Origin of the sequence: Streptomyces yangpuensis, from assembly GCF_024666385.1 — a bacterium.
Taxonomy (GTDB): Bacteria; Actinomycetota; Actinomycetes; order Streptomycetales; family Streptomycetaceae; genus Streptomyces; species Streptomyces yangpuensis.
This window is the reverse complement of sequence record NZ_CP102514.1, coordinates 3,433,823-3,453,747: the sequence shown is the minus strand read 5'-3', so window position 1 is coordinate 3,453,747 and position 19,925 is coordinate 3,433,823. Positions and strand designations below refer to the sequence as shown.

Annotated in this window: 26 protein-coding genes; 21 read left to right on the top strand and 5 right to left on the bottom strand. The window is 71.9% G+C overall.

The genetic code is table 11. The annotated features are described in order from the left end of the window. The first annotated feature begins 143 nt into the window (after nt 1-143). The 13 genes from NRK68_RS15715 (at nt 144) to ygfZ (ending at nt 10,129) form a co-directional block, all read left to right on the top strand. Nucleotides 144-398 carry a MoaD/ThiS family protein gene (locus tag NRK68_RS15715; protein WP_030964668.1) on the top strand — a complete coding sequence of 85 codons (255 nt, stop codon included), beginning with the start codon at nt 144-146 and terminating at the stop codon, nt 396-398. 10 nt (nt 399-408) lie between these two features. Beyond that, complete coding sequence (locus NRK68_RS15710) at nt 409-2,121, top strand: hypothetical protein (RefSeq protein WP_257856038.1); 1,713 nt, start codon at nt 409-411, stop codon at nt 2,119-2,121. A gap of 64 nt (nt 2,122-2,185) precedes the next feature. Further along, nucleotides 2,186-2,902, top strand: a complete 717-nt coding sequence (locus NRK68_RS15705; protein ID WP_183069673.1) for an LmeA family phospholipid-binding protein — start codon at nt 2,186-2,188, stop codon at nt 2,900-2,902. Between the two features lie 155 nt (nt 2,903-3,057). Continuing rightward, complete coding sequence (locus tag NRK68_RS36940) at nt 3,058-3,147, top strand: Ms5788A family Cys-rich leader peptide (protein ID WP_350875872.1); 90 nt, start codon at nt 3,058-3,060, stop codon at nt 3,145-3,147. A gap of 178 nt (nt 3,148-3,325) precedes the next feature. Beyond that, the gene (locus tag NRK68_RS15700) at nt 3,326-4,171 is read left to right on the top strand and encodes a sulfurtransferase (protein ID WP_046778629.1); all 846 of its coding nucleotides are present in this window, start codon (nt 3,326-3,328) and stop codon (nt 4,169-4,171) included. Between the two features lie 52 nt (nt 4,172-4,223). Then, nucleotides 4,224-4,514: a DUF1416 domain-containing protein gene (locus NRK68_RS15695; protein WP_046778630.1), complete on the top strand. Its 291-nt coding sequence runs from the start codon at nt 4,224-4,226 to the stop codon at nt 4,512-4,514. Between the two features lie 118 nt (nt 4,515-4,632). Beyond that, nucleotides 4,633-4,896: a DUF3099 domain-containing protein gene (locus NRK68_RS15690; RefSeq protein ID WP_030964664.1), complete on the top strand. Its 264-nt coding sequence runs from the start codon at nt 4,633-4,635 to the stop codon at nt 4,894-4,896. A gap of 176 nt (nt 4,897-5,072) precedes the next feature. Next, nucleotides 5,073-5,819 (top strand): hypothetical protein, encoded by a 747-nt coding sequence (locus tag NRK68_RS15685; protein WP_257856037.1) that lies wholly within the window; start codon nt 5,073-5,075, stop codon nt 5,817-5,819. Next, nucleotides 5,816-6,718: a hypothetical protein gene (locus NRK68_RS15680; RefSeq protein WP_257856036.1), complete on the top strand. Its 903-nt coding sequence runs from the start codon at nt 5,816-5,818 to the stop codon at nt 6,716-6,718. Before NRK68_RS15685 ends, NRK68_RS15680 begins: the two co-directional genes overlap by 4 nt. Next, complete coding sequence (locus NRK68_RS15675; protein WP_257856035.1) at nt 6,715-7,722, top strand: hypothetical protein; 1,008 nt, start codon at nt 6,715-6,717, stop codon at nt 7,720-7,722. Before NRK68_RS15680 ends, NRK68_RS15675 begins: the two co-directional genes overlap by 4 nt. A 300-nt stretch (nt 7,723-8,022) precedes the next feature. Beyond that, the gene (locus tag NRK68_RS15670; RefSeq protein WP_183069670.1) at nt 8,023-8,595 is read left to right on the top strand and encodes a heme-binding beta-barrel domain-containing protein; all 573 of its coding nucleotides are present in this window, start codon (nt 8,023-8,025) and stop codon (nt 8,593-8,595) included. Nucleotides 8,596-8,674: 79 nt separating this feature from the next. Further along, nucleotides 8,675-9,139: a Fur family transcriptional regulator gene (locus tag NRK68_RS15665; protein WP_257856034.1), complete on the top strand. Its 465-nt coding sequence runs from the start codon at nt 8,675-8,677 to the stop codon at nt 9,137-9,139. Nucleotides 9,140-9,160: 21 nt separating this feature from the next. Then, nucleotides 9,161-10,129, top strand: coding sequence for a CAF17-like 4Fe-4S cluster assembly/insertion protein YgfZ (ygfZ, locus tag NRK68_RS15660; protein WP_046778632.1), 969 nt, complete (start codon nt 9,161-9,163; stop codon nt 10,127-10,129). A 9-nt stretch (nt 10,130-10,138) separates the two neighbouring features. Here the strand turns inward: ygfZ and dtd are convergent, their stop codons facing one another. After that, nucleotides 10,139-10,564, bottom strand: a complete 426-nt coding sequence (gene dtd, locus NRK68_RS15655; RefSeq protein WP_030771205.1) for a D-aminoacyl-tRNA deacylase — start codon at nt 10,562-10,564, stop codon at nt 10,139-10,141. 137 nt (nt 10,565-10,701) lie between these two features. On the opposite strand from dtd, the gene NRK68_RS15650 reads away from it, so the two are divergent. Genes NRK68_RS15650 through NRK68_RS15640 form a run of 3 tightly spaced genes read left to right on the top strand, consistent with a single transcriptional unit; the run spans nt 10,702 to nt 13,352 of the window. Next, nucleotides 10,702-11,283 carry an RsiG family protein gene (locus tag NRK68_RS15650; RefSeq protein WP_183069668.1) on the top strand — a complete coding sequence of 194 codons (582 nt, stop codon included), beginning with the start codon at nt 10,702-10,704 and terminating at the stop codon, nt 11,281-11,283. Nucleotides 11,284-11,329: 46 nt separating this feature from the next. Further along, the gene (locus NRK68_RS15645; RefSeq protein WP_183069667.1) at nt 11,330-12,574 is read left to right on the top strand and encodes a GNAT family N-acetyltransferase; all 1,245 of its coding nucleotides are present in this window, start codon (nt 11,330-11,332) and stop codon (nt 12,572-12,574) included. A gap of 13 nt (nt 12,575-12,587) precedes the next feature. Then, a complete protein-coding gene (locus tag NRK68_RS15640; protein ID WP_183069666.1) occupies nt 12,588-13,352 on the top strand; it encodes a putative protein N(5)-glutamine methyltransferase in 765 nt (254 codons plus the stop codon). Nucleotides 13,353-13,381: 29 nt separating this feature from the next. Here NRK68_RS15640 and NRK68_RS15635 read toward each other — a convergent pair whose 3' ends face one another. Further along, nucleotides 13,382-13,708: a deoxyxylulose-5-phosphate synthase gene (locus NRK68_RS15635; RefSeq protein ID WP_183069665.1), complete on the bottom strand. Its 327-nt coding sequence runs from the start codon at nt 13,706-13,708 to the stop codon at nt 13,382-13,384. 183 nt (nt 13,709-13,891) lie between these two features. Between NRK68_RS15635 and NRK68_RS15630 the strand changes: the two genes are divergently transcribed. After that, entirely contained in the window at nt 13,892-14,293 is a 402-nt protein-coding gene (locus NRK68_RS15630) for a hypothetical protein (RefSeq protein WP_257856033.1), read from the top strand. On the opposite strand, the gene NRK68_RS15625 is transcribed toward NRK68_RS15630, so the two are convergent. Both NRK68_RS15625 and NRK68_RS15620 read right to left on the bottom strand, forming a co-directional pair. Continuing rightward, nucleotides 14,262-14,753: a hypothetical protein gene (locus tag NRK68_RS15625; RefSeq protein WP_257856032.1), complete on the bottom strand. Its 492-nt coding sequence runs from the start codon at nt 14,751-14,753 to the stop codon at nt 14,262-14,264. The genes NRK68_RS15630 and NRK68_RS15625 overlap by 32 nt on opposite strands. 56 nt (nt 14,754-14,809) lie before the next feature. Then, nucleotides 14,810-15,262, bottom strand: coding sequence for a hypothetical protein (locus tag NRK68_RS15620; protein ID WP_257856030.1), 453 nt, complete (start codon nt 15,260-15,262; stop codon nt 14,810-14,812). Nucleotides 15,263-15,734: 472 nt separating this feature from the next. Here NRK68_RS15620 and NRK68_RS15615 point away from each other — a divergent pair, with 472 nt between their 5' ends. The 4 genes from NRK68_RS15615 to NRK68_RS15600 all read left to right on the top strand — a co-directional run bounded on the left by NRK68_RS15615 (nt 15,735) and on the right by NRK68_RS15600 (nt 18,027). After that, nucleotides 15,735-16,328, top strand: coding sequence for a hypothetical protein (locus tag NRK68_RS15615; RefSeq protein ID WP_257856028.1), 594 nt, complete (start codon nt 15,735-15,737; stop codon nt 16,326-16,328). 282 nt (nt 16,329-16,610) lie between these two features. Further along, entirely contained in the window at nt 16,611-16,994 is a 384-nt protein-coding gene (locus NRK68_RS15610) for a helix-turn-helix domain-containing protein (protein WP_046778638.1), read from the top strand. A gap of 24 nt (nt 16,995-17,018) precedes the next feature. Further along, a complete protein-coding gene (locus NRK68_RS15605; protein WP_183069661.1) occupies nt 17,019-17,546 on the top strand; it encodes a hypothetical protein in 528 nt (175 codons plus the stop codon). Between the two features lie 142 nt (nt 17,547-17,688). Beyond that, nucleotides 17,689-18,027, top strand: coding sequence for a DUF2516 family protein (locus NRK68_RS15600; protein ID WP_030964647.1), 339 nt, complete (start codon nt 17,689-17,691; stop codon nt 18,025-18,027). 18 nt (nt 18,028-18,045) lie between these two features. On the opposite strand, the gene NRK68_RS15595 is transcribed toward NRK68_RS15600, so the two are convergent. Then, nucleotides 18,046-19,368 (bottom strand): PP2C family protein-serine/threonine phosphatase, encoded by a 1,323-nt coding sequence (locus NRK68_RS15595; RefSeq protein WP_183069660.1) that lies wholly within the window; start codon nt 19,366-19,368, stop codon nt 18,046-18,048. Nucleotides 19,369-19,925: the final 557 nt, after the last annotated feature.

Here is a 19,925-nt window from a genome sequence, read left to right as displayed (position 1 = left end):
CGTTTTTCACCGGATCGGGGGCAAGCGGTACGGAAGGGCCCGACCGACGGGGCGCACACCCGGCGCGTCGGGGCACGCCGGGGGCGGCGGTGGGAGGGGCCATCATGGAGGCCGACGGTAGAGAGCCGACGATAGGAGCTGCAGTGGCAACCGGAACCATCCGCTACTGGGCGGCGGCCAAGGCCGCGGCCGGGACTGCGGAGGAGCCGTACTCGGCGCGGACACTGGCCGAGGCGCTCGACGGCGTGCGGGAACGCCACCCCGGGGAGCTGACCCGGGTCCTGCTGCGCTGCTCCTTCCTCGTGAACGAAGAACCTGTGGGCAAGCGCCCGCACGATTCCGTTCCGCTGACCGAGGGGGGCACCGTCGAGGTGCTCCCGCCGTTCGCGGGCGGGTGAGCGGGAGCCGATGAGCACGCCTGACGAACAGCAGCAGCAGCCGCAGCAGCAGCCGCAGGACCCGTACGGGACCCAGACCTGGCAGGCCGACACCTGGGACACCGGCTACCAGCCGGTGCATCCGCCGCTCGGCGCGGTGCCCGGGCAGCCGGTCGCGCCCGAGGGCTGGTTCCGCGACGAGGCCGCGGCCCCGGCTTCGGCACCGGCCGACGGTACGGGAGTGCCGTGGCCGGACGGCTCCGCCGCCGGGCCGGGCGCGGGGGCCGTGCCCGGCCCGGCCGAGGCCTACCCGTCGTACCCGGGCCAGGGGCAGAGCCCGGGGCAGAGCCAGGCCGGGGGACCGGCCTGGGGTGCGCCGCTCGCGCAGGGTCCGGGCACCGGCCCCGAGCAGCGGGCCGTGGCTCCGGAGGGCTGGTTCCGGGACGAGGCCCCGGTCCAGGCGCCCGCTCCGGCCCAGGACTGGTCCCAGGGCGGCCAGGGGCTGCCCGCCGCTGCCGCCGCCGAGACGGCGTACCTCCCTCCGTACCCCGGCCCCGGGCAGGACCAGGGCGCCGCCGCGGAGCAGACCGCCTACCTCCCGCCGTACCCCGGCCCCGAACAGCAGGCCGTGGCTCCGGAGGGCTGGTTCCGGGACGAGGCCCCGGTCCAGGCGCCCGCTCCGGCCCAGGACTGGTCCCAGGGCGGCCAGGGGCTGCCCGCCGCTGCCGCCGCCGAGACGGCGTACCTCCCGCCGTACCCCGGCCCCGGGCAGGACCAGGGCGCCGCGGAGCAGACCGCCTACCTGCCGCCGTTCCCCGGCCCCGGGCAGCAGCAGGAGCCCCCGGTGTCCGCCGCCGAGCAGACGGCGTACCTGCCGCCCCAGGCCGCCGCAGCCGGAGCCGCGGCCCCGGCCGGAGCCGGGGCCGCCGCCGCGGCTCAGGAGGTCACCGACTGGTCCCCGCCCACCCTCGGCGGGAACACCGTGCGCGCCGTGGACCCGGCCCAGGCCCGCGCCGAAGGCCGGTCGCCGATCATCGACCCCGGCCCGCAGCCGGCCATACTGACCGCCGCGCTCGGGCTGCTGCTCGCCCTCGCCGCCGTCCTCGGGCAGTTCGCGCTGCTCGTGCCGCTGATCGCCCTCCAGGGCCTCACCGCGGCCGGCTGGTTCCGCCTCAACGGCATGTGGCCGGCCCGGCAGGGCATCGCCCTCGCCTTCGCCGGAGCCCTGGCCGCCGACGCGGCCGTGCTCGCGGTCGAGGACACGTACGGCGCCGGCGCGATCGTCGGCACCCTCGGCGCCTGGGTGCTGCTGACCCTCGTCCTGCAGCTGCGCAGCCAGGCCGACCCCGACGAGCGGATGTACGGGCTGATGGCCTCGGTGGCCTCGGCAGCCCTCGCCATCATCTGCGCCGGCTACCTGGCCGCCGACACCGCCGCCGTCACGGTCGGCGCGGCCGCCGTGGCGGTCGCCGTCTTCGTCCGCGCGCTGCCGCTGCCCACCGCCACCTCGGTCGGCGTCTCGCTGGCCGCGGCCGCCGGTGCGGGCGTCGCGGCCGGGGGGCTCACCTCCGTCGGGGTCGGCGGGGCACTGCTCGGCCTGGTCGCCGGGGTGTGCGCGCTGATCGGGCTGCGCGTGGCGGCGTACGACTACCCGTCGAAGTTCGTGCACATGACGGCCGGTGTCGCGCTGCCGCTGGCGGCCGCCGCCCCCGCCGTGTACCTGATCGGCCGGGTGGTGGGCTGATCCCTGTCCGACGCGGAGCATGGTCCACTAGAACGCACGTACCGATATCTAGGGGGAGAGGCGCGTGCGCGTTCTGCGTGTCGTTGTGATCGTCGGAGTGGTGCTGGCGGCCCTGTTCGCCGGAGTGGACCGGTGGGCGGTCGGCTATGCCGAGAACCGGCTGGCCGAGCGCATACAGGCGCGCCAGGGGCTGGCCGGCACCGCCGAGGTGGACATCCACGGATTCCCCTTCCTCACCCAGGCGCTCAGCCACGATCTGGACCGGGTGGACCTCGGGCTCCGGGGCGTCGAGGTCATGGCGGACGGCCGCAAGACGCGGCTCGCGGAGCTCGACGCCAGCTTCCACGGGGTGAAGCTGGACGACGACTACAACGGCGGCACGGCCGAGCGGGCCACGGGCAGTGCGCTCATCACCTACGCCGACCTGACCGCGGCCTCGCAGACCGGCGCGACCCTCTCCTACGGCGGAGCCCCCGGCAAGGTGAAGGTCACGGCGTCGGTGGACATCATCGGCAGGACGCTCTCGCGCAGTGTCATCTCCACGATCACGCTCGTGGACGCGCCGGGTTCCAAGGGCGGCAAGATCGTCCGGGTGCACGCCGAGGAGGTGCCGGGCGAGGGCATCCCGGGGCTGGAGCGTCAGGTGCGCAAGCGGACCGACTTTGACCGCGACCTCGGCACCGGGCTCCCCGCCGGGCTCCAGCTCTCCGCCCTGACCTCGGACGAGGCCGGTGTGCACCTCACGCTGGGCGGCACGAACGTGCAGTTGGCCGGATCGTGAGACAAGGCGGTCCGATCCGCAGAAGGACGGGCCGCGCGGCGGGCCCGGGAGCCGCCGGGGCGCCCGGGAAAGCCGATCCGATCCCAGTATTCGGACGATCCTGTCTCGGCATATGACACACCGGTGACAGGGCGGCCGATTCGTCCCTACGATCCATGGCTATGAAGCATCAGCAGGCGGACCTCACGAAGCGACGGGCAGTAGACCTGTGTCGCGTCGCCGCCATGCTCTGTCGATCCATGTGACGTGTGAGCGCATCCGCTCCATCAGCCGGACGACGGCCCCGACAGGCCCTTCCCGCGTGACCGCACCTGCCTCCTGATCCCTGACGCCTCCCCGCGCAGGAAATCGAGCGCACCCGCAGGCACGCAGCACAGCGCAACCCGCACCGCCCCGCCGCACACTGCCCCGGAGGAGAACACCATGAGCCGCAGCGACGTCCTCGTAGACGCCGACTGGGTCGAGGCCCACCTGAACGACGCCAACGTCGTCATCGTCGAGGTGGACGAGGACACGTCCGCCTACGACAAGAACCACATCACCAACGCCGTCCGGATCGACTGGAAGAGCGACCTCCAGGACCCGGTCCGCCGCGACTTCGTGGACCAGGAGGGCTTCGAGAAGCTCCTCTCCGCCAAGGGCATCTCCAACGACGACACCGTCGTCCTCTACGGCGGCAACAACAACTGGTTCGCCTCCTACGCCTACTGGTACTTCAAGCTCTACGGCCACCAGGACGTCAAGCTCCTCGACGGCGGCCGCAAGAAGTGGGAGCTCGACTCCCGCGACCTGGTCGACGGCAAGGACGTCCCCAACCGCCCGGCCACCCAGTACAAGGCCAAGGCCCAGGACACCTCCATCCGCGCCTTCCGCGACGACGTCGTGGCCGCGATCGGCTCCCTGAACCTGGTCGACGTCCGGTCCCCCGACGAGTTCTCCGGCAAGCTGCTCGCCCCGGCGCACCTCCCGCAGGAGCAGTCGCAGCGCCCCGGCCACGTGCCCAGCGCCCGCAACATCCCGTGGTCGAAGAACGCCAACGACGACGGCACCTTCAAGTCGGACGAAGAGCTGACCGCCCTCTACGAGGCCGAGCAGGTCGATCTGGCGAAGGACACCATCGCCTACTGCCGCATCGGTGAGCGCTCCGCGCTCACGTGGTTCGTGCTGCACGAGCTCCTCGGCCAGGAGAACGTCAAGAACTACGACGGCTCGTGGACCGAGTACGGCTCGCTGGTCGGCGTGCCGATCGAGCTCGGCCCCAACAAGTAATCCCGGGCACGCGACGCCCTCGTAGCACGACCTCTAGGACAGGACAGAGAACATGTGTGGAGCACAGATCGGCGGGCCCGACCTCGCGACCCTCAAGCCCGGTGAGACCGCGATCCAGGGCCAGGTGACCAAGAACGGCGAGCCCGTCAGCGGTTACGTGCGGCTGCTGGACTCGACCGGTGAGTTCACCGCGGAGGTCCCGACCTCGGCCACCGGCCAGTTCCGTTTCTACGCCGCCACCGGCTCCTGGACGCTGCGGGCGCTCGTCCCGGGTGCCCAGGCGGACCGTGCCGTCGTGGTCGCCGAGGCCGGCGGCGTGACGGACGTGGCGATCGCGGTCTGAGCACCGCGCATGTGATCGCCTGATCGACCGGCCGAAGGGCCGCACCCCCGGGGGTTGGACGCCACTGGAACGGGGTGCGGCCCTTCGCGCCGTCCGCGCGCGGTTCTACGCTGGAGGCATGTACGCCCGGCGCCGGCGCGCCTACTTCCTCCTGATGGGCGGATGCCTGTTCCTCTTCGTCTCCGCCTGGACCTTCGTGCGCCTGTGGTCGGTCGAGGCAGCCGTCGCCATGTGCGTCGTCGCCATGGTGATCCCGCCGGTCGCGGCGATGATCGCGAACCGGCGCGGCCCGGACGACCGCTGGTGGGACGACCCCTCGGGCGATCCGAAGTCGGACGAATGGTGGGACGAACTGGACGGAAAACGGCGCCACGAGGACTGAACCCTCCATGAGACGAGAACGTGATCTAGTTCCGTACAACTGCTCCCCTCTGTAGCGGGTCATCGGGTACGCGCGGGTAACCAGCCCGCGCTTCCGCTTTGTGGGGGATCCTTTTGGAACACGAACAGACCGTCTCTGAGCAGCGGAAAGAGGGGGAGAACGCACCGGAATCGATCATGTCGGGCACGCCTGACACGTCGGTGCCGCGTCGCCGCGCTCGGCGCACGACGCTCCTGATCGCGGGCGCGGCCGTGCTCGGCGCCCTCGCCGGAACGGTCACCGGCTACGCGGTCCAGTACCACCGCGAGCCCACCCCGCTGCCGCCACTGGCCCAGCAGAAGATGGACGGGCCCGAGCCGGCCGCCATGAACGACGCGACGAGCCGGCGCTCGGTCAACGCCCAGCGCTGGCACAAGGCGGACGAGGACCTGGCCAAGAAGCTGGTGGACGTCCCCGCCGGCGCACAGGACAGCTTCTCGGGTGCCGTCTCCGCGGACGCGTTCGCCGCGTCCTGGTACCTGCAGCCCTCCGACGCCGTCGGCGGGCTGATCAGGGACGGCATCAAGAGCGTCGCCACCGCGAGTTGGGCCGAGAGCGACCGGAACTTCGTCGGCATCCACCTGCTCCAGTACCGCGACCGCAGCGGAGCCGAGGGCTTCCAGGCGGAAATGGTCGGCTACATGCCCGAGAAGGACTACGCGGGCAACACGGGCAAGGACTTCCCGGGCGTGCCGGCGGACTTCGGGCACCTGTGGATCGACTCCAAGGCGCACGAGGAGCCCGGCTACCACCCGGTCCGGCAGGCCCGTGCCCTGATCCGCCGCGGCGACATCGTGATGATCGTCGAGTACTCGAACAACCGCGGCGAGGTCGACGAGAAGGCCCTGGTCGAGATCGCCAAGCGACAGATGGAGCGGCTGTGAGCGAGCAGCAGAACGCGGTGGACGCCGCACAGCACAACGAGGTCGAAGCCGCACAGCACGACGAGCCCGCGGCTGCTCCGGAGCCCGCGGCCGCTGCGGAGCCCGCGACCTCTGCCGAACCCGCGGTCGCCGTTGCGGCCGCGCCCGTGCGCAAGGGGAACCGCAGGACGCTCGCGCTGATCTCGGCGGCCGTCGGTGTCGTCGTGCTCGCGGGCGGCGGTGTCGCCGCCGCGGTCGCGCTCGCCGACGCCGAACGGACCGCGCCGACGCGGTACTGGATGGCCGAGGACCACATCACCGGCGGCACGCCCGCCCCGGTCCCGTCCGTACCGCCCAACGACCTGACGGGCAAGCTGATGCCGCTGCCCGCCGACTACTGGCCGGGCCCGGACCTCGACGCCGAGGGCAACCACTACTTCCTCGCCAGTGACAGGGCGCTGGAGGCCTTCAAGGGCGCCCGGACGGGCCTGTCCAGCAGCGAGCGCGCCGAACGGGACAAGGCGCTGGCGGATCTGAAGCTCAAGGGCCTGGCCGGGCGCAGCTATGCCCGCGCCGAGGGCAACGGCGCAGCCGTCGCCGAGGTCCGGCTCACGCAGGCCGACCCGCAGCAGCTGGCCAGGTTCGCCGAGTTCACCAAGAAGTTCATCGAGCTCACCGCCGGCGGCGGCGAGGCACCCCAGGTGGAGGGCTACCCGCAGGCCAAGTGCGGACTGGACGACTCGCTCAAGGGCGGGAAGGACGGCAAGGACAAGATCGTCGCCGTCGACTGCGTGGCCGCCGAAGGCGACGTCCTCGTGACCTTCCGCATGTACGGGAGCAAGGGATTCGCGGCGAAGGACGCCGCGAGCCTCTTCAAGCAGCAACTCGACCACCTCAAGTCCCCCGGAGAGTCCGCGTGAGCAGCGAGCCGACCACCACCGGCCCCGAGAAGGAGCCCGCGCCGGTCGCCGAGGCCGCCGCCGCGCCCGCGCCGGTCGCCGAGCCCGCTGCGGAGCCCGCGCCCGCGCCGGTCGCCGAGCCCGCGTCCGGGGCCGCTGCCCAGCCCGCGCCCGCCCCGCAGGGCACCGCGCTCGCCGACGCCCCGGCAGAAGCCCCGGCCGCGCCGGCCAAGGACCGGCGGGTGCTGTTCGCCGCCCTGCGGTGGACCGCCGCCGTCGCCGTCTTCGCCGCCGTCGGCACGGGGGTCGCGTACGGGATCACCGTGCCCGAGCGCACCGACATCCCCGGCCTGGCCACCGAGGACGACGGCCGCTGGACGTTCCCGAAGCTCTCCCAGCCCGCGCTGCCCCCGGGCGCACCCCTCGCCCAGGGCCCGGACAACACGGACGGGACGCACTACGCGCAGCTCGCCGGCCTGCTCCTGCCCGCCCCCGCGGGCTCCAAGCCGGACGACGCGGTCAAGGCCGGCAAGGACGGCACGGTGCCGGTCGACTCCTTCCTGGAGGAGTACGCGCCCGAAGCCCGCGAGAAGCTCAAGACCTCCCTCGAATGGGACGGCCTGCGGCAGATCGCCGGCCGGGGCTGGACCACGCCGGACGGCACCCGCACGCACGTCTACCTGCTGCGCTTCCACTCGTCCGGCTTCGTGGACGCCTTCAAGGGTTGCGACAGCAACGCCCAGCTGAACGGCGTCTCCGCCCTGGACCTCGACGACGCCTGGAGCAAGGCCAAGAACACGCAGATGAACAGCACCGCCCTGGACTTCCCCGGCGCCGCCCACTTCGACGGCACCGACCTCAGCGTGTACCAGGAGATGAAGCCCGTCACCGGCGAGGAGCAGACCAAGGTCGGCTGCCTCCGGACGGGTGACGTCCTGGGCATGGTCGTCCAGTCCCGCAAGGGCGAGGTGGCCCCGGTCCCCTTCCACCAGACGGTGATCCTGCAGAGCCAGCTGCTGAGCTGACCCCCGCGGCTGCCCCCGCGGGCGGACCGTACGGCCCGCCTCGCACCGTACGGCCCACCTCACACCGTGCGCCGGTCCCCGGGCCAGTAGGCTTGGGGACCGGCCCCGTACAGCCCCGAAACGATTCCGAGGAGCACCCCGTGCTTGAGGCAGTCTTCACCTCCCTGCTGGTCCTGGTCTGCGTCGGCGTCATGGCCTTCACCGGCCTGGCCGTCAAGAAGCTGTACCAGGGTCAGCGCTGAGCCCCGGCTCGGCTGACCGCCCCGGAACCCCTCCCACAGATCGCCTGAGCAGCCACACATGATCCAGATCCCGTCCGACCTGAACCCGGGACTCGTCCCCCTCGCCTTCCTCCTCGGCAACTGGGAGGGTGCGGGAGTCTTCGACTTCCCCGGCGAGGAGAAGTGCAACTTCGGCCAGGAGGTCGTCTTCAGCCACGACGGCCGGGACTTCCTGGAGTACACCTCCCGCACCTGGGTCCTCGACGCCGAGGGCAACAAGGTGCGGCCGCTGGAGTCCGAGTCGGGTTACTGGCGCATCGACGCGGACCGCAAGGTCGAGATCGTCATGGTCCGCGACCAGGGCGTCGTCGAGGTCTGGTACGGCGAGCTCGCCGACCAGAAGCCCCAGATCGACCTGGTCACCGACGCGGTCGCCCGCACCGCCGCCTCCGGCCCGTACAGCGGCGGCAAGCGGCTCTACGGCTACGTGAAGAGCGACCTCATGTGGGTCGGCGAGAAGGCCACCCCGGACGTCGAGCTGCGCCCCTACATGTCGGCCCAGCTCAAGAAGGTCGTCACGCCCGAGGAGGTCGCCGAGATGGCGCGCAACCTTCCGGACATGCCCGACGACGGCATCGCCTTCTTCCGCTGAGCGGAAACCTCCACAGGCTGTGCGTGAAAGGGGACCGCGGGCTCGACCGCGGTCCCCTTCGCACACATACACTGACGGGGTGGTGAGCACCGAGAGCACCGAAGGAACCCCGGGCACCGACTGGAAGACCGATCTGCGCCGGCGCGGCTACCGTCTGACGCCGCAGCGCCAGCTCGTGCTGGAAGCCGTGGACGCACTGGAGCACGGCACCCCGGACGAGATCCTCGCGGAAGTGCGCAAGACGGCCTCCGGGGTCAACATCTCCACCGTCTACCGGACGCTGGAGCTCCTGGAGGAGCTCGGCCTGGTCTCGCACGCCCACCTCGGCCACGGGGCCCCCACCTACCACCTCGCCGACCGCCACCACCACATCCACCTGGTGTGCCGCGACTGCGGCGACGTCATCGAGGCGGACGTCGACATCGCCGCCGACTTCACCGCGAAGCTCCGCACCACCTTCGGGTTCGAGACCGACATGAAGCACTTCGCGATCTTCGGACTGTGCAAGAAGTGCGCCGCGAAGCAGCGTGCCGCCCACGCGTAGCAGGGTCGTAGGCTTGGCCGTATGACCAGCAGCCCCTTGCTCCATCTTCCCGGCGCCGTCCAGGCCGAAGGCCGCGACGAGGGCGTCGCCGCCCACTACGGCGAGCTGTACGGCGAACAGCGCGCCCTCGCGGACGGCCGCGGCTTCGTCGACCTCTCGCACCGCGGGGTCGTCGCCGTCACCGGCCCGGAGCGGCTGAGCTGGCTGCACCTGCTGATCACCCAGCACGTCACCGAACTCCCGGCCGGACAGGCCACCGAGGCGCTGATCCTCTCCGCGAACGGCCACATCGAGCACGCGCTCTACCTCGTCGACGACGGGGAGACCACCTGGGCGCACGTCGAGCCCGGCACCCAGGAGGCCCTGATCGCCTACCTGGAGTCGATGAAGTTCTTCTACCGCGTCGAAGTCGCCGACCGCACCGAGGAGTTCGCCGTCGTGCACCTGCCGGCCGGCTCCATCGCCGAGATCCCCAAGGAGCTCGTCGTCCGCGAGACCGCGTACGGCCGCGACGTCTTCCTGCCCCGCGCCGACCTGGAGGCCTTCGCCGCCGCCCACGGACCGGCCGCCGGCCTCCTGGCCTACGAGGCGCTGCGCGTCGAGGGGCACCGGCCGCGGGTCGGTCTGGAGACCGACCACCGCACCATCCCGCACGAGCTGGGCTGGATCGGCACCGCCGTGCACCTGCAGAAGGGCTGCTACCGCGGCCAGGAGACCGTCGCCCGCGTCCACAACCTGGGCAAGCCCCCGCGCCGCCTGGTCTTCCTCCACCTCGACGGCTCCGAGGTCGTCCTCCCGGCCCACGGCGCGCCGGTCCGGCTCGCCGCGGACGGCGAGGAAGGCCGCCAGCTGGGCTTCGTGACCACCGCCGTCCGCCACCACGAGCTGGGCCCGATCGCCCTCGCCCTGGTCAAGCGCAACGTCCCGGTCGACGCCCCACTCCTGGTCGGCGGCACGGCCGCCGCCCAGGAGGTCGTCGTAGCGCCCTGACCGGGCCGCTCAGACGTCGACGACGATGGTGAACGGGCCGTGGTTGGTCAGCGACACCCGCATGTCCGCGCCGAACCGGCCCGTCGCCACCGTCGCACCCAGCGCCCGCAACTGCGCCACGACCTCGTCGACCAGCGGCTCGGCGACCGGACCGGGCGCCGCCGCGTTCCACGTGGGCCGCCGTCCCTTGCGGGCGTCGCCGTAGAGCGTGAACTGGGAGATCACCAGCAGCGGCGCCCCGTTGTCGCTGCAGGACTTCTCGCCCTCCAGGATCCGCACGGACCACAGCTTGCGCGCCAGCAGCGCCGCCTTCTCCGGCGTGTCGTCATGGGTCACCCCCACCAGCACGCACAGCCCCTCGCCGACGATCTCGCCCACGGTCTCGCCGCCCACGACGACACTCGCCCCGTCCACCCTCTGCACCACAGCTCGCATACCACCTGTGTACCAGCCGTGCACCCGTCCGGGGCCGATCGGGTGGACCGGGACTGCATCGGGGCCACGGAGAGTGGCACGATGCACGCAGGCGGTGCGGGTGCGCCGCACCGGTCGAGGGGACGGACCCGAACGACATGAACACTCCTGGTACCTCCGTACCTGCATCACCCGCTTCCGTCGCAGCTGCCGCGGTACGACCGCCCGCGCAGCGCACGGCCGAGACGCGGGACCAGGGGCCGGGGGCCCCGGCCACCGCGCTCGGACTGCCCGAACTGCGCGCGCTGCGCCGCGACGCGCAGCGCGACGAGGCCGATCTCAGCTACGTACGCAGACTGCTCCAGGGCCGCATCGACATCCTGCGCGCCGAACTCGCCCGGCGGACCGATCCCGAGGCGCCGGTGGTGGACCGGCTCTCGGTGATCCTCGCCGACGCACCCTCCAGCCGCAGCGCCTCCGCCCGGCACGTCACGCTCGGCACCCCGCACAGCGAGGAGTACCGGGTGCTGGCGGCGGAGATGCTTGCCGACGTGGAGCTGTCGGACCTTCAGGCCCGCACGGACGGCGAACTGCTCGACGGGATGGGCCGGCTGGTGCGCTACGAGCAGCAGGTCTCGCGGCGCCGGCAGCAGCTGCAGCGCACCGCCGACGAGTGCAGCGCGGAGATCACCCGGCGGTACCGGGAGGGAGAAGCGCAGGTGGACGACCTGCTGGCGTAGGAAATTCGGGCGACCCACGCCGGTCGGGCGATTAGCGTGGGCCGCTATGAGTGCTGACGTCCGGCCGATCGCCGAATCCGAACTCCATGACTGGCTGCGCGCCGTTCACACCGGTTTCCTGACCGCGACCCGGGTGACCGACTCCGATGTCGCCCAGCGTGCCAAGTACGACGACCTCGCCCGTACCCAGGGCGCGTTCGACACCGACACCGGCCGCTGCGTCGGCGCCCTGCGTTCCTTCGCGCAGGAGTTGACCGTGCCCGGCGGCGCGGCCGTCCCGGCCGGCGCGGTCTCCAACGTGGGCGTGCTGCCCACCCACCGCCGGCAGGGTCTGCTGACCCGCATGATGCAGGCCGAGTTCGCCGCGGCCGCCGGGCGCGGCGACGTCCTGGCGACGCTGATCGCCGCCGAGTACCCGATCTACGGACGGTACGGCTTCGGGCCCGCGACCACGATCACCGAATGGGAGATCGACGTACCGCGCACCGGGCTGGACCGGCGGCTGTCGGCGCCCGTGGACGGCGGACGGATCGACCTGGTAGACGCGGCCGAGTTCCGGCGGATCGGGCCCGGGCTGCACGACCGGCTGCGGGCGGCCACGCCGGGGGCGGTGGACCGCCGCGAGCGCTGGTGGAACGTGGCGACCGGGCTGGAGGAGATGTCGTACCGGCCCTACAAGGAGAAGTTCCACGCCGTGTACCGGACGGCGCGGGGCGAAGTGGCCGGCGTGGCCGTCTACACCGCCGACGACCACTGGTCGGACGCGAAGGTCCCGCAGAACACCGTGCAGGTCCACGACCTGCTGGCGCTCGGCCCGCAGGCGGAGCGCGCGCTGTGGCAGTTCCTGTGCTCGATCGACTGGGTGCTGAAGGTCCGCACCGGCTACCGGGCCCCCGACGACCTCCTCCCGCAGCTGCTGCCCGACCCGCGCGCGGCCCGCGTCGTCACCTCCGCCGACTTCCTGTGGGTGCGGGTCCTGGACGTCGTACGGGCGCTGGGCGCGCGGACGTACGAGGTGCCGGGCGTGCTGGTGCTGGACGTCACGGACGCGGTGGGTCCGGCGGCCGGACGCTACCGGCTGGACGCGGCCGCGGGTGTGTGCGAGCGCACGCAGGAGGCGGCCGACCTGCGACTGGACGTGTCCGTGCTGGGCTCCTTGTACCTCGGTGACGCGTCGGCGGTGCGGCTGGCCGCGCTCGGGCGGCTGGCCGAGGAGCGGCCTGGCGCGGTGGCCCTGGCGGACGCGGTGTTCCGCACCGCGCGCCGCCCGTGGTGCCCCGACGTCTTCTGAGACGAGGACCGACATGATGACGTCACTTGTGGAATCGCTGCGCGCGGCCGGCTGCGTCTTCGCCGAGGAGGAGGCGGAGTTGCTGAGCGGCGCCGCCCGGGACGAGGCGCACCTGGCGGAGCTGCTGGCCCGCCGGGTGGGCGGCGAGCCCCTCGAACACGTCGTGGGCTGGGCGGAGTTCTGCGGGCTGCGCGTGGAAGTGGGCGCGGGGGCGTTCGTGCCGCGCCGGCGCACCGAGTTCCTTGTGGAGGAGGCGGTGGCGCTGGTCCGGCCGGGTGCGGTGGTGCTGGACCTGTGCTGCGGGGTCGGCGCGCTGGGCGCGGCGGTGGCGGCGCAGGCGCCGGGCGGGGTGGAGCTGCACGCCGCCGACATCGATCCGGCGGCGCTGGCGTACGCCCGGCGCAACGTGGCCCCGTACGGCGGCCGGGTGTGGCAGGGCGACCTGTACGCCGCGCTCCCGTCCGAGCTGCGCGGCCGGGTGGACGTACTGGTGGTCAACGCCCCGTACGTGCCCACGGGGGAGGTCGGGCTGATGCCGTCGGAGGCGCGCGACCACGAGCCGCTGGTCGCGCTGGACGGCGGGGCCGACGGTCTGGAGGTCCATCGCCGGGTGGCGGCGGGGGCTCCGGCCTGGCTGGCCCCGGGAGGTCACCTGCTGATCGAGACGAGTGCCCGGCAGGCACCGTCGACGGCGTCGGCGCTGACCTCGGCGGGCCTGTCGGTCCGGGCGGTCACGTCGGAGGAGCTGTACGCGACGGTGGTGATCGGCACGTCCTGAGCCGGGGCCGGCTCGGCCGGTTCTTCCGGCTACGGCGTGGCGAGTGCGCGGGCGGCCGATGTTCCGGTGCGCCGGGCGTACGCGAGCCGCTCGCGCACCTCGCGCAGGCTGCGCGGCCGGTAGCCGGGCCCGCACCCGCAGCAGGCCTGCCGGAAGTCGAGCCCGGCGTGCAGGAGCACGGACAGCACCCGCCAGGCGTCCCGGTCCCGCCTCGGCGGCGCCTCGAAGGCGTCACCGGCGAGGATGAGCGCCCGGCGGCACCGGGGACAGCGGTACCCGTGCTGTCCGGAATGGTCGACGGTGTGCTTGAAGGACACCCGGCAGTCGAGGCACACATAGGCGGAGCGGTGCGGCATGCCGCCAGTCTCCTTGGCCGGTTCGCCGTCCCGCCACGGCTTTTCGAGCCCTTCGCAGACCGCCCGGCGTTGGCTCTCCTGGCGCCGGGCCCAGCGTCATCGCCCCAACCTGCAATTCCTCGTCAGCACCGTCACCACGGGGCCGAGAGTCTGGAGGAGGCACGCCTGCTCCTGGTCGACTTCGTGGCCGGCCTTGTCGACGTGCTGTCGCAGCCCATGCGGCTGCGGTTCGACACCGTGACCGGACGCAGGGGACACATCCCGGACTTCCTGGCGGTGACGCGGACTGGTATCTCGCTGATCGACGTACGGCCACGCACGCTCATCGCCCCGGAGGACCTGGAGGCGTTCGCCGCGTCCGCCGAGGTTGCGCTGGCCTGCGGCTGGCATTACACCGTCGCTGCGGGCTGGAAAGAGCACGTCACCGCCGCGGCCGACGCTTTCTCCTCCCAGCGCCGACCCTTGTCTGACCCGCTCGCACTGGGGCCAGCCCTTGTGGCGGCGGCCCGCGACGGGCGGACGCTCGGCGAGGTCGTGGACACCGCGCCGTGGATCAGGCGTCGCTGCGGCCGGGTACGGCTGTAAATTCCAGCCACTTGTCCACCAGGTCGCGGACTTCGTCCAGGGCGGGATCGCGGCGTCCACCGGGCGCGTATGCCGGAGACCTGTCCGCGTGCAGCGGCACGTGGGCGCAGTACCAGGCCCGTTTGGCGCCCGCCTGTTCGGCGTCCGTGCCCGTCAGTAGATAGTCGAGCAGTGTCGCCATGACGCGGCGGCGTCCGAATACGTAGACCGTGGGCTCGACGAACCAGCGGCAGAAGCTCGGGTCGGGGTCGTAGACGGCCGCGGCCATCAGCGGAGCGAAGAACTCCTCGGGCAGCCTCGCGCGTTCGAGTAGCGGCTTGCGCGCTGCATGCGCCAGGTGCCGCGCACGTCGGTCTTCCGGCACGTTGGCCACGGTGTCGAGGTCCAGCAGCCGAGCCACCTCGGCTGCGGACGACAGGAACGTGGGTGCTTCTGCCTCGTTGCGCTCTCCATCGGCCATGGGCAGCATTCTGGGCCGATCCCGGACGGAGAGGTAGAGATGCTGGTTGCTGTGTGTCAGTGGAACCACACGACGAGCCGCACGTTCTCCGTCCCGTGGACTTCGCTGAGCGTGCCCATGACGCTCCATACTCGGCCCCAGTCGCTCCCGTCACCTGCGGCAGCGGCCCGGCTTCGGGTGCCGGAGCTGTCTGTTTCTTGCCAATCGACGGCGGTGACCTCAGCCCAGGTGACCCATGTCGTTCCGAATACGTCACCGGGTCCCCCGTAGGCTTCGTACTCGCTCCTCAGCCCCACCGAGGCATCGTCCGGGAAGCCACGGCCTTCGGCCAGAGGGCGGAAGCCGAAGGAGTTGCGGACTCCGAAGAGACAGGCGAGGCCGTCATAGGCGTTACCCCGATTGAGCATGAAGAGATCGATGGCGGCTTGCCACACGGAGTCCTCGTCGTCGGGACCCCAGAGGCGGGCCCCTGGTCGGCATTCGATCATTCCGCTGATGTCGGTGGACATGCCCGGATCTTGCCCGACCCGCCCAGGACTCGGCACCAGCATTTGGCCCGCACCTCCCCATCGGTCGCCGACAGCAGGCGGCCAACGGGAACGCGCATATCGACCCGTAGCGTCGGTGGCCAGAAGGCTCCTTACCTCGTTGGCCGGCCCTCCCGGACGCCTCGTCTTCAGGCTGAGGGATCACGCGAGCGTGACGATTTGGATCCGCGCCTACGACGACGAGAGCGTTATCCGGTCGTACTTCGAACTCGACGACGCCTGCGGCCTCGCCGGCAGAGGTCATTGAGATCCGTGACCATGGAGAGCTCGCGGCTATGGCCTCCTACGAACGGCATTAGGGCGTCCTCACGGAAGGCGCCCTGCAGGGCGGGCAAGAAGCGGACGGTGCTGCCGAGATCACCCGCCAAGAATTCGAGTCGACGTGGGCCGCTGCGCGAGAGACCCTCGACGCGGATCGCACCGAGGAGACGCGTTGATCACGGAGTACCAGCAGAAGCTGCGCGAGCGCTACATCGCCGCTACCGTCATGCCGGCCCCGGAGCCGTGGCAGAAGGTGCTGGACGACAGGACCCCCATCGGGGGTCTGCTCGGCATTGGCTTCGCCGTTCATCCCGACAGCGGTCACGACCTCGTCATGGTCGTGTCCAGCGACGGCCATGGACTCTTCGACGCGGTCACCGGCGAGAAGATCGCCCGCGACCAGGATCCAGACCCCGAAACGAGCACCCCCGACGCCCACCCCGACCTCGCCAGCCCCGGGCTCGGCCCGATCGCAGGCGTCCCGGTGCGCATTGCCGGGCTCTTCGGCGGCGGCCTGCACAGCACCACACCAGACGGCTGGACCCTGGACATCGTCAGCCCGGAGTGGCCCCATGACCGCGTCATCCTCTCCGCCGACGGCGGGTCGCACAAAGGCCCGGCGGGAGGGACGTGGTGGCACATCTTCCACTCCGAGTACTCAGAACTCCGCGCAGCCGGGTTCTCTCCCTCCGGCCTGACCCTGGCGGTCGCCACCAGCAGCGACCTCACCCTCTGGACCCGACCTGAGCTCCACTTTGACGACTGAGCGGACAGCGGGACAGCGGCCCAGCGGGCGACAGGGCGACAGATGGCCCAGCGGAATTCGCCGGGATGTTGGGAGGCCAGACCAGGGCCGGCGAACCTGTCAGAGCGGCGCTTCTCGCCGGAGGCGAGTCCGTTGTATGGGACGGCTCAGGCGCTACCGGTGACAACAACTGCTGAAGGTGACAGCTAACGCTGGAAGTCGCAGAGGGATTCCGCCCGGCAGGCGGGAGATGCTGCAAGCATCTGCTTGCAAAAGTTAGCAGGGTGGGGCAGGATCTGGAGCATGGCATCGCTCAACGTCGGAAATCTCGGCGAATACCTCCGTGAGCAACGGCGGCAGGCGCAGCTCTCGCTGCGGCAGCTGGCCGATGCGGCGGGGGTGTCGAATCCGTACCTGAGCCAGATCGAGCGCGGGCTGCGCAAGCCGAGCGCGGACATCCTCCAGCAGCTGGCCAAGGCGCTGCGGATCTCCGCGGAGACGCTGTACGTGCAGGCCGGGATCCTGGACGAGCGCGACCGCGACGAGGTGGAGACGCGAGCCGTCATACTCGCCGACCCCTCCATCAACGAGCGGCAGAAGCAGGTGCTGCTCCAGATCTACGAGTCGTTCCGCAAGGAGAACGCACTCGAGACGCCCGCCGACGAGATGCCGTCGAAGACCGACTGAAGTTGATCCGGGAGGACCAGCAGCATGGCCATCGCCGATGACCTGAAGAAGACCCTCACCGACCCCACTCCCCTCTACTTCGCCGCCGGCACCGCCGACCTCGCCGTCCAGCAGGCGAAGAAGGTGCCGGAGCTCATCGAGCAGCTGCGCGCCGAGGCCCCCGCGCGCATCGAGGCCGTGAAGAACACGGACCCGAAGGCCGTGCAGGAAGCGGTCTCCGCCAAGGTCGCCGAGGTGATCGGCGCGATCGACCCGAAGAAGATCGGGGAGACCGCCCAGGACCTGGCGCTGCGCGGTGTCGGCGTGGCCGCCGAGTACGCGGTGCGCGCCAAGGAGACCTACGACAAGGTCGCCGAACACGGTGAGCAGGCCGTACGGGCCTGGCGCGGCGAGGTCTCCGAGGAGATCGTCGACATCGCCGTCGTCGTCGAGCCGCGGCCCGAGCCGGCCGGCGAGACCGCTGCCGAGGAGCAGCAGCCCGCGGCCAAGAAGCCGGCCGCGCGCAAGAGCACGGCCAAGAAGGCCGTCGTCACCGCGGACGACGCGAGCTGAGCCGCGCCCGCATGGGCGACGACGGGCCGGGCACCCTTCAAGGGCCCGGCCCGTTGTGGTCTCCGGAGGGGCATGTGCCGGTAGCGTGGAGTGAGGCGGGATCGGAAGTGCGAAGCGGAAGCATGAGAAGGCGGTCGAAGCGATGTTGATGGACGGGTTCGATCGAGGCGTGATCCCGCTGCTCGGGCTCGCCATGCTGGTGCTCGCCGTGGTGGCCTTCGGCTTCGCGCTGCTGGCGCGCGACGACGCGTACCGGGCCGCCGACAAGCAGAGCAAGACCTTCTGGCTGGTCATCCTCGGCATCACCGTGCTCGTGGACGCCTTCCTGGGGATGCTCTTCCTCCAGATCGCTGGCCTGGTGGCGACCATCGTGTTCTTCGTGGACGTACGGCCGGCCCTCAAGCAGGTCTCGGGCGGCGGCCGCCGCAGCGGTGGCAGCAGCAGCGACGGCCCGTACGGCCCCTACAACGGCGGCCGATAGCCGGCTCTGCTCTCCCGCTCAGCCTTCTGAGCGGGAGAGCAGCACCACGGCCACGTCGTCGGTGAGCTCGCCGCCGTTGAGGCGGCGGGCCTCGGTGACGGAGGCCTCCAGCAGCCCTTCGCCGCTCAGACCGAGGTCCAGGTGGCGGTTGATCATCTCGACCATGCCGTCCTGGCCCAGCCGTTCCTTCCCCTCGCCGATCCGCCCCTCGATGAGGCCGTCGGTGTAGAGCATCAGGCTCCAGGTGCCGCCGAGCTCGACCTGCCGGCGCGGCCAGCGGGCCCGGGGCAGCAGCCCCAGGGCCGGGCCGCTGTTCTCGTACGGGAGGAGCCGCGCGCGGCGGCCCGGCCGGGAGATCAGCGGAGCCGGATGGCCGGCCAGGCACAGGCCCGCGCGGCGGCCGTCCGGGGCGATGTCGACGGTGCAGAGCGTCGCGAAGATCTCCTCGCAGGGGCGCTCGACCTCCAGCACCTCCTGGAGGGTCGCCAGCAGGTCGTCGCCGCACAGGCCGGCCAGGGTCAGGGCGCGCCAGGCGATGCGGAGCTCGACGCCGAGGGCGGCTTCGTCGGGTCCGTGGCCGCAGACGTCGCCGATCATCGCGTGGACGGTGCCGTCGGGGGTGCGGACGGCGTCGTAGAAGTCGCCGCCGAGGAGGGCCCGGCTGCGGCCGGGCCGGTAGCGGGCGGCGAAGCGCAGATCGGAACCCTCGAGGAGGGGAGTGGGGAGCAGACCGCGCTCCAGGCGGGCGTTCTCCTGGGCGCGCAGTTTCGATTCTGCGAGCTTGTACTGGGCTATGTCGGCGCGCTTTCTCTCCACGGCGTAGCGGATGGCGCGGCTCAGCAGCCGCCCGTCCAGCTCGTCCCGGAAGAGGAAGTCCTGGGCGCCGACGCGGACGGCCTCGGCGGCGCGCTCGGCGTCGTCCTCGTCGGTGAGGACCAGGACGGCGTGGCGGGGGGCGAGACGCAGCACCTGGTGCAGGACGGCGAGCTGCTGGTCCAGGGTGGCGGTGGTCGTCGCCGTGGCCGCGCCGGAGCCGCGGGTGCCGGGGAGGGACAGGTCGAGCAGGATGCAGTGCACGTCGGGCGTGAGCAGACGCTCGGCCTCGGTGAGGTTGCGGGCGGTGCGGAGCCGGATGCGGTGGCCGTCGGCGTCGAGGATCTCGGGGACGGTGAGCCCGCCGGCCGGGTCGTCCTCGATGACCAGGAGGGTCAGGGCGGTGGTCTGCGGGGTCGCCTGCGCGACGTCGGCGCCGATGGGAGTGGGCGGTGCGACGGCGTGCAGTACGGCCTGACCGCTCTCCGTGGCGGGGGTCTCCCTCTGCCGCGGTACGGGTACGGGCATCGTTTCCGGTTCCTTCCCTCCCCCCGAGGGTGCGCTCCGGCAGACCCTAGCGGTCCCGGCACCGCGAACGGAATGCCGTTCTTGGTGCGGGCCTCTGTCATATGCCGTCATCACGGGGGAAAATCGGCCTCGCCGGATGACAAAGGTCACGGCGGGGTGGTGTTCCGTCCCGTCCAACGAGACGTCCGCCACCCTTGCCGGTGCCCTGGCCGGGCGGGGCGGGGCTTTCCGTCTGCGGGCCGGTGGCCGCCTCTGCCCTGGCCGGGCGGGGCGGGGTTTTCCGTCTGCGGGCCGGTGGCCGCCTCTGCCCTGGCCGGGCGGTGCGGGGTTTTCCGTCTGCGGGCCGGTGGCCGCGCCTCAATCGCCGGCGGGGCTGGGTGGTGCGGCGGTGGTTTCGGGTGGGCGGTGGTGTGGGGTGGGGCGGTGCCCCTCCGGGGGCTCTCCTCGGCTCGGCGCGTGCGGCCATGGCTCGAACGTACGGCCCTGGTCGCGCCTCGTCCTGCGGGGAGCCCCCGCAGTGTCCCCGCCCCACAGCCCCGGCTCCGCCCGAGACGGCC